The following is a 12,507-nucleotide window of genomic DNA, read 5'->3' on the forward strand; positions in this document are numbered from 1 at the left end:
GACGGTGGAATGTGAATTCGGTGGATCGGTGAGGTGAAGCGCTGATGAGCACCACCCGGCCCTACTCGCCGGGCGACCGCGGTCCGGAGCCCGGCGGCGCTTCCGGGGCGTCCGAGGGGGGCGTGTCCGGGACGGGGAAGTCCGAGGGGGGCGCGCAGATGTCCGGTACACACCTGTCCGCGGGGCCCGGTGGGCCCGTGGCGGCGCAGCCGGCCCCGGGCGGAGCGCCCCGGGCGGACGGCGCGCGGCCGGCCGGTACCGGCCCGGGCCGGCAGGTCCGCAGACTGAGCTTCGACGGGCAGAGCGGCGTCGTGCCGCTGGCCCGCGACTTCACCCGCCAGGCCCTGCACGCGTGGGGCTGGCTGCCCTCCGCCACCGCGGACCAGCGCGCCGCCGCCGAGGACGTGCTCCTCGTCGTCTCCGAGCTGGTCACCAACGCCTGCCTGCACGCCGAGGGGCCGGACGAGCTGTGGATCACCTGCGACCGCAAGGTGATCCGGCTGGAGGTCTCCGACCGCGGTACGGGCCAGCCGGCCCCGCGCACCCCGCACCGCGCGGGACGCCCCGGCGGCCACGGCATGTTCATCGTGCAGCGCCTCTGCCTGGACTGGGGCGTCGTCCGCACCCCGGGCGTCGCCGGCAAACGCGTCTGGGCGGAACTGGGCGCACCGGCGTAGCCCGCCGGCCCCTCCGGCGCTGGAGACGCGGGGCGGTACCCCCGGGCCCCCGACGCACCCCGCCCCGACGCACCCCGCACCGGCGTGCGCCCCCGGCGTCCCCCGCACCGGCGCGACTCTCGGCGCACTCGCCCCGGCACGTCCACCCCCGGCGCACCGCACGCGGAAACGACCGGAGGGCCACCGCCTCCCCAGGGGAAGCGGTGGCCCTCCGTCGTGCCGTCCGGGCCGGCAGGGCTCAGCGGATGTCGCCCATCAGCTCCTTGACCCGCTTGCGGTACACCCACACCGCGAGTCCGGCGACCACGGCGAGCGTGGCCTCCATGCCGACGATGCCGGTCCTGTCCAGGTCGACCCCGAAGAGGGACAGCAGGCCGGTCGTGGCGTCGCCCGCGGTGACGGCCAGGAACCAGACGCCCATCATCTGCGAGGCGTACTTCGCCGGCGCCATCTTCGTCGTCACCGACAGGCCGACCGGGGAGAGCAGCAGCTCACCACAGGTCTGGACGAAGTAGATCGCCACCAGCCACATCGCCGCGGCCTTGTGGCCGTCGCCCGCGATGCTCAGCGGGGCCAGGAAGAGGAAGAAGGAGACGCCGACCAGCACCAGGCCGGAGGCGAACTTCACGATCGTGCTCGGCTCCTTGCCGCGCCGGTTCAGCGCCAGCCAGACCCAGGCGAAGACCGGGGCCAGCGACATGATCAGCACCGGGTTGATCGACTGGTACCAGGAGACCGGGAAGTTCCAGCCCAGGACGCTGTTCTCGGCCGAGGAGTCGGCGAAGATCGACAGCGTCGAGCCGCCCTGGTCGTAGATCATCCAGAAGACCGCGGCGGCCACGAAGAACCAGATGTACGCGGACATCTTGGACTGCTCGGAGCGGTCCAGTTCCTTGTCGCGCTTGATGCGCGCCAGCACCATCACCGGGATGATCACACCGAGCAGGGTCAGCGGGACCAGGATCCACTTCAGCGTGTAGTGGCCGCTGAAGCCGACGATCGCGTAGAAGACGACGGCGAGGGCGGCCCAGAAGGCGGCCTTGCGCAGCGTCGACACCTTCTCCTGGGCGGACAGCGGCTTCGGCACGACGCTGGAACGCGGGTCCAGGTGGCGGCTGCCCAGCAGGAACTGGACCACGCCCAGACCCATGCCGACCGCGGCCAGGGCGAAGCCCAGGTGCCAGTTGACGCTCTCGCCGACGGTGCCGATCACCAGCGGCGCCGCGAAGGCGCCCAGGTTGATGCCCATGTAGAAGACGGTGAAGCCACCGTCGCGGCGCGCGTCGTCGGGGCCGTGGTAGAGCTGGCCGACCATCGTGGAGATGTTGGCCTTGAGCAGGCCCGAGCCGATCGCCACCAGGCCGAGCCCGGCGAAGAAGGTGCCGGACGCGGGCAGGGCCAGCGTCAGGTGGCCGAGCATGATGATGCCGCCGGCGATGGCGACGGTCTTGCGGGGGCCCCACACACGGTCGCCGAACCAGCCGCCCGGCATGGCGAGCAGGTACACCAGCGACACGTACACCGAGTAGATCGCGGTGGCCGTGGCGGCGCTCATGTGCAGGCCGCCCGGGGCGACCAGGTACAGCGGCAGGAGGGCCCTCATGCCGTAGTAGGAGAAACGCTCCCACATCTCGGTCATGAAGAGAGTGGCCAGTCCGCGGGGGTGGCCGAAGAAGGTCTTCTCGGAGCCGGGTGTGCCCGGCTGGACCGAGTCCTTCGTCAGGCTGGACGCCATGTCGTTCCTTGCTGGTCGGGACGCGCTCATGAGGCGATGCGCGCCCGGTGGGGGGAGCCGGCACCGGCGGTCGTCCCGTCCGATCCCACGCCTGAGGGATCGCGCCCCGGATCGCGGGACGGCGGACGGAGACCACCGGGATCCACGCTCCGGCACGCGTGCTGCGCGCGCCGGAGCCCGGCCACAGGTCATTCCTTTCAAGGCCGGCCGGAGCCGGCCCGCACACAAAAGAGACCTTCAGCGTCGAACAGATGCCAAAGGTCATTGGGTGCTACAGGCGCTGATTCACCATACGGCAGGACACCGCCCGGTATGGAAGGGATTGAGACGCGGATCACAGGAGCAATCGGAACCGCGCTCGACCTTTCGAAGGTCCGTTCCAGGGTCTCACCCCAGACCCGCAGGTCCCGGCCCGGGGGCCCTCGTGCGCGCGCGACCGTCCGGCCCGCCGGGCCGCGCCCCGCCATGTCCCCCGATGTCAGGAGGTTTCACCAGGTCTCCCCAGGTGTCGGGAGACGGGTCGTCCGCGCCGTGATCGGCCCCCTGGGCCCCTGCCGGGCGGACTACCATCAGCCCATGACCCGTGTACTGCTCGCCGAGGACGACGCGTCCATCTCGGAGCCGCTGGCCCGCGCACTGCGCCGGGAAGGGTACGAGGTCGAGGTGCGTGAGGACGGACCCGCCGCGCTGGACGCCGGGATGCAGGGCGGTGTCGACCTGGTCGTGCTCGACCTGGGGCTGCCCGGCATGGACGGGCTGGAGGTCGCGCGCCGGCTGCGCTCCGAGGGCCACACCGTGCCGATCCTCATCCTGACCGCCCGCGCCGACGAGGTGGACACCGTGGTCGGCCTGGACGCGGGCGCCGACGACTACGTCACCAAGCCCTTCCGCCTCGCCGAGCTGCTCGCCCGGGTCCGGGCCCTGCTGCGGCGCGGCGCCGCCGAGCCCCAGCAGCCGCCCGCCACGCACGGCGTGCGCATCGACGTCGAGTCGCACCGGGCCTGGATGGGCGACGAGGAGCTCCAGCTCACCGCGAAGGAGTTCGACCTGCTGCGCGTGCTCGTGCGCGACGCCGGCCGGGTCGTCACCCGCGACCAGCTCATGCGGGAGGTCTGGGACACCACCTGGTGGTCCTCGACCAAGACCCTCGACATGCACATCTCCTGGCTGCGCAAGAAGCTGGGCGACGACGCGGCGAACCCCCGCTACATCGCCACGGTGCGCGGCGTGGGCTTCCGCTTCGAGAAGAGCTGAGCCGGGCCGCCCCTCGCCGGGCACCGGGGCGGGGGCGGCACGGGCACGAACGGGTTTGAGAGGTCATGCGCCGCCGACTGATCCAGTCCACGCTCGCCGTGGTGCTCGTGGTGATCGCCGTCTTCGGCGTCTCCCTCGTCATCGTGGAGGCCCGCACCATCACCAGCACCGCCCAGGAACGGGTGGACCTGGAGGCGGTGCGGCTGGCCGGCATCGTGGACAGCCGGCTGCTCGGCTCCGGCACCGTCGACGCCGAGATCCTGAGCGAACAGGTCTCCCGCGACCGCTACGCCGTGATCCGCATCCCCGGCCGGCCGGTCATCGAGGTCGGCGAGCGGCCCTCCGGCGAGGTCCTGCGCGGCAAGGCGGTGGGGGAGGAGGGCGAGACCGTCCTCGTCGAGGAACCGCGGTCCTCGGTGACCCGGGAGGTCGGCCGGACCCTGCTGATCATCGGCCTGGTGGCGCTGCTCGCGGTGATCGCCGCGGTGCTGCTGGCGCTGCGCCAGGCCGGCCGGCTCGCCTCCCCGCTCACCGACCTCGCCGAGACCGCCGAACGCCTCGGCTCCGGCGACCCCCGTCCGCGCCACAAGCGCTACGGCGTCCCCGAGCTGGACCGGGTCGCGGACGTGCTGGACGCCTCCGCCGAACGCATCGCCCGCATGCTCACCGCCGAGCGGCGCCTGGCCGCCGACGCCTCGCACCAGCTCCGCACCCCGCTGACCGCGCTGTCCATGCGGCTGGAGGAGATCACCCTCACCGACGACCCGGAGACGGTGAAGGAGGAGGCCACCATCGCCCTGACCCAGGTGGAACGCCTCACGGACGTGGTGGAGCGGCTGCTCACCAACGCCCGCGACCCGCGCAGCGGCTCCGCCGTCTCCTTCGACCTGGACGACGTGATCCAGCAGCAGATCGCCGAGTGGCGCCCCGCCTACCGCAGCGCCGGGCGGGCCATCGTCACCTCCGGCAAACGGCACCTGACGGCGGTCGGCACGCCCGGCGCGGTGGCCCAGGTGCTCGCCGCGCTGATCGAGAACTCCCTCATGCACGGGGGCGGCACGGTGGCGCTGCGCACCCGGGTCACGGGCAACCAGGCCGTGATCGAGGTCGCCGACGAGGGGCCCGGCGTCCCCGCGGACCTGGGGGCGCGGATCTTCGAGCGGACCATCAGCGGGCGCAACTCCACCGGCATCGGCCTGGCCGTCGCCCGGGACCTGGCCGAGGCGGACGGCGGACGGCTGGAACTCCTCCAGCCCCGGCCGCCGGTCTTCGGCCTGTTCCTGTCCCGCACCTCCCCGCCGAAGAAGGCCCCGACGGGCACCACGGTCCGCTGAGCGGCCGGTCCACGCCGCCCGCGGCGGGTCCGCGGGCCGGTGCTACGGCCGGCGGCTCGCGCCCAGGCCGGTGGCCCCGGCGGGACGGGCCGCGCGGGCGCTGGGCTGGGGGTGCAGCGCGGTCGCGCGCCCCCGCTCCGCCGCGGTCCGCGCCGCCGCCTCGGGGGAGGGCAGCGCCCGGAACACCCAGGTCCGGTACGACCAGAAGCGGAAGAGGGTGCCGAGACCGATGCCGAGGAACTTGAAGATGTTGCTCTGCAGCGGGGTGTCCCAGCCGAAGCCGTAGGTCGCCGTGTACAGCACGCCGTTCTCGATCACCAGGCCGACCACGCTGAACAGCAGGAACAGCGACATCTCCCGGGTGCGGTGACCCTTCTCGCGGTCCCGGTAGGTGAAGTACCGGAAGCCCAGGTAGTTGAAGACGATCGCCACGATGGTGGCGATGACGCTCGCCCGCACCACGGGCAGGTCGCTGACGTGCCGGACGAAGTTGAAGACGAGGAGGTTGACCAGGACGCCCGCGCCGCCGACCGCGCCGAACTTGGCGACCTCGGCGACCAGCCGGCCGATCCGCCCCCGCAGGGCGCCGGAGGGCGCCGGGGAAGGAGCCGTGGGAGACCCCGGGGAGCCGTGTTCCATGGTCGTGCAGGCCCCCGTCCGTCGGTTGGGCATCAACTCAGTCATGCTAACCACCCGGACGTGCGATCTTCCTGCGGACGGCCACGGCAGACGGGGGAGCGCGCGGGGAGGGCGGAAAACCGGCCGCCCCGCCGTGGCCGATACGCTAGGGGTGTGACGTTCCCGGTAGTCGGCATGGTCGGCGGGGGCCAGCTCGCGCGTATGACACACGAAGCGGGCATCCCGTTGGGCATCAGGTTCAAGCTCCTCAGTGACACCCCTCAGGATTCCGCGGCACAGGTCGTGCACGAAGTCGTCGTCGGCGACTATCGCGACCTGGACACGCTGCGCGATTTCGCGAGGGGCTGCGACGTGATCACCTTCGATCACGAACACGTACCGACCGAGCATCTACGGGCGCTGGAGGCGGACGGCATCCCCGTGCGCCCCGGCCCGGACGCGCTGGTGCACGCCCAGGACAAGGGCGTGATGCGCGAGAGGCTGGCCGGGATCGGTGTGCCCTGCCCGCGGCACCGGATCGTCTCCGACCCGCGGGACGTGGCGGCCTTCGCCGCCGAGGGCGACGGCTTCCCGGTCGTCCTCAAGACCGTCCGCGGCGGCTACGACGGCAAGGGCGTCTGGGTCGTCGACAGCGCGGAGGAGGCCGCCGAGCCCTTCCGCGCCGGGGTGCCCGTCCTCGCCGAGGAGAAGGTCGACTTCGTCCGCGAGCTGGCGGCCAACGTCGTCCGCTCGCCGCACGGCCAGGCCGTCGCCTACCCGGTCGTCGAGTCCCGGCAGGTCGACGGCGTCTGCGACACCGTGATCGCGCCCGCCCCCGCCCTCGACGAGGAGCGGGCGCTGCGCGCCGAGGAGATGGCGCTGCGCATCGCCAAGGAGCTGGGCGTCGTCGGCCACCTCGCCGTCGAGCTGTTCGAGACCCGCGACGGCCGCGTCCTTGTCAACGAACTGGCGATGCGCCCGCACAACTCCGGCCACTGGACCATGGACGGCGCGATCACCAGCCAGTTCGCGAACCACGTCCGCGCCGTCCTCGACCTGCCGCTCGGCGACCCGCGTCCGCGCGCCCCCTGGACGGTCATGGTCAACGTCCTCGGCGGCGACTACCCGGACATGTACTCCGCGTACCTGCACTGCATGGCCCGCGACCCCCAGCTCAAGATCCACATGTACGGCAAGGACGTGAAGCCCGGCCGCAAGGTCGGCCACGTCAACACCTACGGCGACGACCTGGACGACGTGCTGGAGCGCGCCCGTCACGCTGCCGGCTACCTGAGAGGGACGATCACCGAATGAGCCCGGTCGTAGGCATCGTCATGGGGTCGGACTCCGACTGGCCCGTCATGGAGGCCGCCGCCAAGGCCCTCGACGAGTTCGAGGTGGCCTACGAGGTCGACGTCGTCTCCGCGCACCGCATGCCGCACGAGATGATCGCGTACGGCGAGCAGGCCGCCGGACGCGGACTGAAGGCGATCATCGCCGGGGCCGGGGGCGCCGCCCACCTGCCCGGCATGCTCGCCTCGGTCACCCCGCTGCCCGTCATCGGCGTGCCCGTGCCGCTGAAGTACCTCGACGGCATGGACTCCCTGCTGTCCATCGTGCAGATGCCGGCCGGCGTCCCCGTCGCCACCGTCTCCGTCGGCGGCGCCCGCAACGCCGGGCTGCTGGCCGCGCGGATGCTCGCCGCCCACGACGAGGAGCTGCTCGCCCGGATGCGCGAGTTCCAGCAGGACCTCAACGACCAGGCCACCGAGAAGGGCAAGCGGCTGCGCTCCAAGGCCGAGGGCAGCGGCGGCTTCGGATTCGGGAAGTGACGCCGGTGACCGCGCTGGACCGGGCCCGGGAACTGCTGCGCGAGTTCCCCGTCGTCGACGGCCACAACGACCTCCCCTGGGCGCTGCGCGAACAGGTCCGCTACGACCTCGACGCCCGTGACATCGCCGCCGACCAGTCCGCCCACCTGCACACCGACATCCCCCGGCTGCGGGCCGGCGGCGTCGGCGCCCAGTTCTGGTCGGTGTACGTCCGCTCCGACCTGCCCGGCGCGGTGACGGCCACGCTGGAGCAGATCGACTGCGTACGGCAGCTCCTGGAGCGGCACCCCCGGGACCTGCGGGCCGCGCTGACCGCCGCCGACATGGAGGCCGCGCGCGCCGAGGGCCGTATCGCCTCCCTCATGGGCGCCGAGGGCGGCCACTGCATCGACGAGTCGCTCGCCGCCCTGCGCGCCCTGTACGCGCTCGGCGTGCGCTACATGACCCTCACCCACAACGACAACGTCTCGTGGGCCGACTCCGCGACCGACGCGCCCGGCGTGGGCGGCCTGTCCGCCTTCGGCCGCGAGGTCGTGCGCGAGATGAACCGCGAGGGCATGCTCGTCGACCTCTCCCACGTCGCCGCCACGACCATGCGGGACGCGCTGGACACCTCCGCGGCGCCGGTGATCTTCTCCCACTCCTCCGCGCGGGCCGTCTGCGACCACCCCCGCAACGTCCCCGACGACGTGCTGGAGCGGCTGCCCGCCAACGGCGGCCTGGCGATGGTGACCTTCGTGCCGAAGTTCGTGCTCCAGGCGGCCGTGGACTGGACGGCCGCCGCCGACGAGAACATGCGCGCGCACGGCTTCCACCCGCTCGACTCCGGACCCGAGGCGATGGCCGTGCACCACGCCTTCGAGGAGCGCTCCCCGCGTCCCGTCGCCACGGTCGCCACCGTCGCCGACCACCTCGACCACATGCGCGAGGTCGCCGGCGTCGACCACATCGGCGTCGGCGGCGACTACGACGGCACGCCCTTCCTCCCGGACGGGCTCGGCGACGTCTCGGGCTACCCGAACCTGATCGCCGAACTCCTCGACCGGGGCTGGTCGCGCGCCGACCTGGCCAAGGTGACCTGGCAGAACGCGGTCCGCGTGCTGGGCGCCGCCGAGGACGTCTCCCGCGAGCTGCGGGCCACCCGCGGCCCGTCCCACGCGACCCTCGCGGAGCTGGACGGCTGACGCCGGCGCGGGTGGGGCGCGCGTACACCGAACGCCCCACCCACCGGGAAGGCCCCGCCCCGTCGTGCGACGGTGACCGAAACGCACGACGACGGGACGGAGCCCGCCATGGCAGATCTCCAGGACGACCTGCACATCCGCACCGGGGCCGGTGGGATGCCCGTACCGTCGTCCGCGGAGATCCACCCGCCCGAGCCCTGCCCGCCGATACCCAGCGCCTGCGCCGGACACGCCCCGGACCCCGGCGCGGGACCCGGCACCGCCCCGGCCCCCGCCGGTGAGGACGACCTCGCGGCCCGGGCCCGCGCCGTGCTGCGCGCCCACCCGGTCGCCGACGGCTGCGGCGGACTGCTGCGGGCCCTCGAACGGCTCCGCTGGTACGCCTACGACCTGGAACTCGGCGAGAGCGGCGTCGAGGCCGACGTGCCCCGGCTCCGCGAGGGCCTGGTGGGCGCCCAGTTCTGGGCCCTGCACCAGCCCGGCGGCGTGCGCGGCGAGGGGGCCGTCGCCGCCGCGCTCGAACAGCTCGACCTGATCGGCGCCGTCGTCCGCGGTCACCCCGACGGCCTCGCCCTGGCCCACGACGCCGGGCAGATCGCCGACGCCCGCAACCGGGGCCGCGTCGCCGTGGTGCCGGGGCCCGTCCGGGCCACCGCCCTCGCCGACAGCCTCTCCGTCCTGCGCTCCCTGCACGCCCTCGGGCTGCGCGTGCTCACGCTGACCGGGGCGGACTGGGCGGGGGAGGCCGGGCTGACCCGCTTCGGCGAGGAGACCGTGCGCGAGATGAACCGGCTCGGCGTCGCCGCCGACCTCTCCGGGGCCTCCGCCCCGACCGCCCACCGCACCCTCGACGTCTCCCGCGCCCCGGTCCTGTGCACCCGCTCCGCCGCCGGGGCCCTGCGCGCGCACCCGGACAACCTCCCCGACGACCTCCTGGCACGCCTCGGCGCGGCCGGGGGCCTGTGCATGGTGCCGCTGGCCGCCGAGCAGACCGGCCCGACCGTGAGCGACGTCGCCGACCACCTCGACCACGTCCGCGCGGTGGCCGGCCGGCACGCCGTCGGCCTCTCCGGCACCTACGACACCGGCACCGCCCACCCCCTGGAGCTGGGCGACCCCAGCGGCTACCCGCGCCTCGTCGCCGAACTGCTCCGCCGCGACTGGCCCGAGGCCGACATCGCCCTGCTGACCTGGGGCAACGCCCAGCGCGTGCTGCGCGCCGTCACCTTCGCCGCCCGAGCCGCCCGGCAGCGTCGCGAGCCCTCCGCGGCGACCCGGGCGGACCTGGACGGCCGAGGGGAGGCGGGACCCACCGGGGGAGCGGTGGACGAAGGCCGGTGACGCGGCCCCGGGAGGCGCCCGGCGCCGCTGACGTCGCTCAGCAGGCGCAGAGGCAGAACGGGTGCCCCGCGGGGTCGGCGTAGACGCGGAAGGCGCGCGTGCGGTCCTCCGTGTCCAGCGGTGTGGCGCCCAGCTCCAGCGCGGCCCGCTCCGAGGCGTCCAGATCGGTCACCGTCAGGTCGAGGTGGGCCTGCTGCGACCGGTCGGGCGCGGGCCAGACCGGCGGGACGTGCCCGGGGGCGGCCTGGAAGGACAGCACGCGCCCGCCGGGCAGCCGCAGGTCGATCCAGTCGCCCTCGCCCTCGACGGTCCCGCCGAGCAGACCGGCGTAGAAGCCGGCCAGGGCACGGGGGGCGCGACAGTCCAGCACGACGGCACCCAGTTCGGCGACGGCCATGACGTCCTCCTCGGGAGACGGGGCCGGTTGCCCGACAGGCACCGGCAACCAGGGCGGTTACCGATGAACGCCGGTAACCGGTAACGGTTACCGTATGTTGCCGTATCGGGGGTAACGTCGCAACCATGAGTGGGAAATCGCCCGCACCGGGAGGGCTGGCCCTGGTCGAGTCCCTGGTGAACACGCTGGACCTCGAGACGGGCGCCGACTCGCTGGACACCCCCGAGGGCCGCGCTCCCTTCGCACTGACCGAGCGGGAGACACCGCACGCGCGCGTGCTGCGCGAATCGCTGCGGGCCGCCCTGCTCGCCCACGCCGGCCACCCGCCGCACGCGCCGGTCACCCCGCTCGGCGCGCTGCTGGCCGAGGCGCCGCTGCTGGTGACGGTCGACGACGCGGACGGCTCGGCCGCCCTCGCGCCGGCCGACGGCCGCCCCCTGACCGCCCGGATCGCCGCGGCCGTCGCGGAGGCGCTGGTCGCGGGCACCTGGACCCGGCTCAAGGCGTGCGAGGCCGCCGACTGCCACTGGGCGTACTACGACCGCAGCCCCGCCGGACGCGGGCGCTGGTGCTCGATGGCGGTGTGCGGGGCACGCGCCAAGATGCGCCGCTACCGGGCCCGGGAGACCTGAGCCGCGCGGGGTCCGCCGTCCGGCACGGCGCGCCGTGGTGCAGAATGCGACGAGCGCCGGTTCGGCCGACTGAGCCTCGGCCGAACCGGCGTCCCGCCGCGCCCGGCGCCGCTCAGGCGGTCGGCCGCCCCATCGCCCGGTACGTCCACCCGGCCCGCCGCCAGACCTCGGGGTCCAGCGCGTTGCGCCCGTCGAGCAGCACCCGCGCCGCCACGTTCCGGCCCAGTTCCGCGGGGTCCAGCTCCCGGAACTCCCGCCACTCCGTCAGGTGCAGGACGACGTCCGCGCCGCGCACCGCCTCCACCGCCGAGTCCGCGTAGCCGAGCGTGGGGAAGATCCGGCGGGCGTTCTCCATGCCCTTGGGGTCGTAGACGGTGACCTGGCCGCCCTGGAGGTGGATCTGCCCGGCGACGTTCAGCGCGGGCGAGTCCCGGACGTCGTCCGAGTCGGGCTTGAAGGTGGCGCCGAGCACCGCGACCCGCTTGCCCAGGAAGGGGCCGCCGCCCAGCGCCTGCCGGGTCAGCTCGACCATCTGGCCGCGCTGGCGCATGTTGATCGAGTCGATCTCGCGCAGGAAGGTCAGCGCCTGGTCCGCGCCCAGCTCGCCGGCGCGCGCCATGAAGGCCCGGATGTCCTTGGGCAGGCAGCCCCCGCCGAAGCCGATGCCGGCCCGCAGGAACTTCTTCCCGATCCGGTCGTCGTGCCCGATGGCCTCGGCCAGCTTGGCCACGTCACCGCCGGCCGCCTCGCAGACCTCGGCCATCGCGTTGATGAAGGAGATCTTGGTGGCGAGGAAGGAGTTGGCCGACGTCTTGACCAGCTCGGCGGTCGGGAAGTCGGTCACGATGAACGGCGAGCCCTCGGCGACGGGCACCGCGTACACCTCGCGGAGCACCTTCTCGGCCCGCTCGCCGCGCACGCCGACCACGATCCGGTCCGGGTGCAGGGTGTCGTCGACGGCGAAGCCCTCGCGCAGGAACTCCGGGTTCCAGGCCAGCTCGGCGTCCTCCCCGGCCGGGGCGTGCTCGGCCAGGTAGGCGGCCAGCCGCTCCGCCGAGCCGACGGGCACGGTCGACTTGCCCACCACCAGGGCGGGGCCGTGCAGGTGCGGGGCGAGGGAGGCGAGCGCCGACTCCACGTACGACATGTCGCAGGCGTACTCGCCGTGCTTCTGCGGCGTGTTCACGCACAGGAAGTGCACGTCCCCGAAGGCCGCCACCTCGGCGAAGTCCGTGGTGAAGCGGAGCCGGCCGCTGGAGCCGTCGAGGCCGGCGACGTGCCGCCGCAGCAGCTCCTCCAGCCCCGGTTCGTACATCGGGACCTCGCCCCGCCGGAGCGTCTCGATCTTCTCCGGCACCACGTCCAGACCCAGCACCTCGAAGCCCAGCTCGGCCATGGCGGCCGCGTGGGTGGCGCCCAGGTAGCCGGTGCCGATCACGGTGATCTTGAGGGCCATGACTGCTCCAGACGGTGTACGGCGGACGTGCGCGCCCGAGCATATCG

Annotated in this window: 12 protein-coding genes; 8 read left to right on the forward strand and 4 right to left on the reverse strand. The window is 73.7% G+C overall.

Annotation, left to right across the window (positions count from 1 at the left end; translation table 11 throughout):
* The first annotated feature begins 44 nt into the window (after positions 1-44).
* Positions 45-677, forward strand: coding sequence for an ATP-binding protein (locus VM636_RS18510; RefSeq protein WP_030423065.1), 633 nt, complete (start codon positions 45-47; stop codon positions 675-677).
* 238 nt (positions 678-915) lie between these two features.
* Here VM636_RS18510 and VM636_RS18515 read toward each other — a convergent pair whose 3' ends face one another.
* Positions 916-2,412, reverse strand: coding sequence for an oligopeptide:H+ symporter (locus VM636_RS18515; protein WP_338485181.1), 1,497 nt, complete (start codon positions 2,410-2,412; stop codon positions 916-918).
* A gap of 576 nt (positions 2,413-2,988) precedes the next feature.
* Here VM636_RS18515 and VM636_RS18520 point away from each other — a divergent pair.
* Positions 2,989-3,666: a response regulator transcription factor gene (locus VM636_RS18520; RefSeq protein WP_030423067.1), complete on the forward strand. Its 678-nt coding sequence runs from the start codon at positions 2,989-2,991 to the stop codon at positions 3,664-3,666.
* A 65-nt stretch (positions 3,667-3,731) separates the two neighbouring features.
* Positions 3,732-5,000, forward strand: a complete 1,269-nt coding sequence (locus tag VM636_RS18525) for an ATP-binding protein (protein WP_030423068.1) — start codon at positions 3,732-3,734, stop codon at positions 4,998-5,000.
* 42 nt (positions 5,001-5,042) lie between these two features.
* Here the strand turns inward: VM636_RS18525 and VM636_RS18530 are convergent, their stop codons facing one another.
* Complete coding sequence (locus VM636_RS18530) at positions 5,043-5,639, reverse strand: GtrA family protein (protein WP_051821577.1); 597 nt, start codon at positions 5,637-5,639, stop codon at positions 5,043-5,045.
* Positions 5,640-5,792: 153 nt separating this feature from the next.
* On the opposite strand from VM636_RS18530, the gene VM636_RS18535 reads away from it, so the two are divergent.
* The 4 genes from VM636_RS18535 to VM636_RS18550 all read left to right on the forward strand — a co-directional run bounded on the left by VM636_RS18535 (position 5,793) and on the right by VM636_RS18550 (position 9,975).
* Positions 5,793-6,932 (forward strand): 5-(carboxyamino)imidazole ribonucleotide synthase, encoded by a 1,140-nt coding sequence (locus tag VM636_RS18535; protein ID WP_078856269.1) that lies wholly within the window; start codon positions 5,793-5,795, stop codon positions 6,930-6,932.
* Positions 6,929-7,450 carry a 5-(carboxyamino)imidazole ribonucleotide mutase gene (gene purE, locus VM636_RS18540; protein WP_078856270.1) on the forward strand — a complete coding sequence of 174 codons (522 nt, stop codon included), beginning with the start codon at positions 6,929-6,931 and terminating at the stop codon, positions 7,448-7,450. Before VM636_RS18535 ends, purE begins: the two co-directional genes overlap by 4 nt.
* 5 nt (positions 7,451-7,455) lie before the next feature.
* On the forward strand, positions 7,456-8,634 hold the full coding sequence (locus tag VM636_RS18545) for a dipeptidase (protein WP_053914171.1): 1,179 nt from the start codon (positions 7,456-7,458) through the stop codon (positions 8,632-8,634).
* A gap of 108 nt (positions 8,635-8,742) precedes the next feature.
* Positions 8,743-9,975, forward strand: coding sequence for a dipeptidase (locus VM636_RS18550; protein ID WP_053914172.1), 1,233 nt, complete (start codon positions 8,743-8,745; stop codon positions 9,973-9,975).
* 37 nt (positions 9,976-10,012) lie between these two features.
* Here VM636_RS18550 and VM636_RS18555 read toward each other — a convergent pair whose 3' ends face one another.
* Positions 10,013-10,372: a VOC family protein gene (locus VM636_RS18555; RefSeq protein WP_053914173.1), complete on the reverse strand. Its 360-nt coding sequence runs from the start codon at positions 10,370-10,372 to the stop codon at positions 10,013-10,015.
* A 125-nt stretch (positions 10,373-10,497) separates the two neighbouring features.
* On the opposite strand from VM636_RS18555, the gene VM636_RS18560 reads away from it, so the two are divergent.
* The gene (locus VM636_RS18560) at positions 10,498-11,004 is read left to right on the forward strand and encodes a CGNR zinc finger domain-containing protein (RefSeq protein WP_030423075.1); all 507 of its coding nucleotides are present in this window, start codon (positions 10,498-10,500) and stop codon (positions 11,002-11,004) included.
* A gap of 112 nt (positions 11,005-11,116) precedes the next feature.
* On the opposite strand, the gene VM636_RS18565 is transcribed toward VM636_RS18560, so the two are convergent.
* On the reverse strand, positions 11,117-12,460 hold the full coding sequence (locus VM636_RS18565; RefSeq protein WP_030423076.1) for a UDP-glucose/GDP-mannose dehydrogenase family protein: 1,344 nt from the start codon (positions 12,458-12,460) through the stop codon (positions 11,117-11,119).
* Between the last annotated feature and the right edge of the window lie 47 nt (positions 12,461-12,507).

The sequence above is a fragment of the Streptomyces sp. SCSIO 75703 genome, from assembly GCF_036607905.1.
Lineage (GTDB): Bacteria > Actinomycetota > Actinomycetes > Streptomycetales > Streptomycetaceae > Streptomyces.

Bases quoted from the DNA above. Each gene is read 5' to 3' on its own strand.
- VM636_RS18565 (WP_030423076.1), bottom strand. From the start codon at position 12,460: ATGGCCCTCAAGATCACCGTGATCGGCACCGGCTACCTGGGCGCCACC.
- VM636_RS18550 (WP_053914172.1), top strand. From the start codon at position 8,743: ATGGCAGATCTCCAGGACGACCTGCACATCCGCACCGGGGCCGGTGGG.
- purE (WP_078856270.1), top strand. From the start codon at position 6,929: ATGAGCCCGGTCGTAGGCATCGTCATGGGGTCGGACTCCGACTGGCCC.
- VM636_RS18515 (WP_338485181.1), bottom strand. From the start codon at position 2,412: ATGGCGTCCAGCCTGACGAAGGACTCGGTCCAGCCGGGCACACCCGGC.
- VM636_RS18510 (WP_030423065.1), top strand. From the start codon at position 45: ATGAGCACCACCCGGCCCTACTCGCCGGGCGACCGCGGTCCGGAGCCC.
- VM636_RS18525 (WP_030423068.1), top strand. From the start codon at position 3,732: ATGCGCCGCCGACTGATCCAGTCCACGCTCGCCGTGGTGCTCGTGGTG.
- VM636_RS18555 (WP_053914173.1), bottom strand. From the start codon at position 10,372: ATGGCCGTCGCCGAACTGGGTGCCGTCGTGCTGGACTGTCGCGCCCCC.
- VM636_RS18560 (WP_030423075.1), top strand. From the start codon at position 10,498: ATGAGTGGGAAATCGCCCGCACCGGGAGGGCTGGCCCTGGTCGAGTCC.
- VM636_RS18520 (WP_030423067.1), top strand. From the start codon at position 2,989: ATGACCCGTGTACTGCTCGCCGAGGACGACGCGTCCATCTCGGAGCCG.
- VM636_RS18530 (WP_051821577.1), bottom strand. From the start codon at position 5,639: ATGGAACACGGCTCCCCGGGGTCTCCCACGGCTCCTTCCCCGGCGCCC.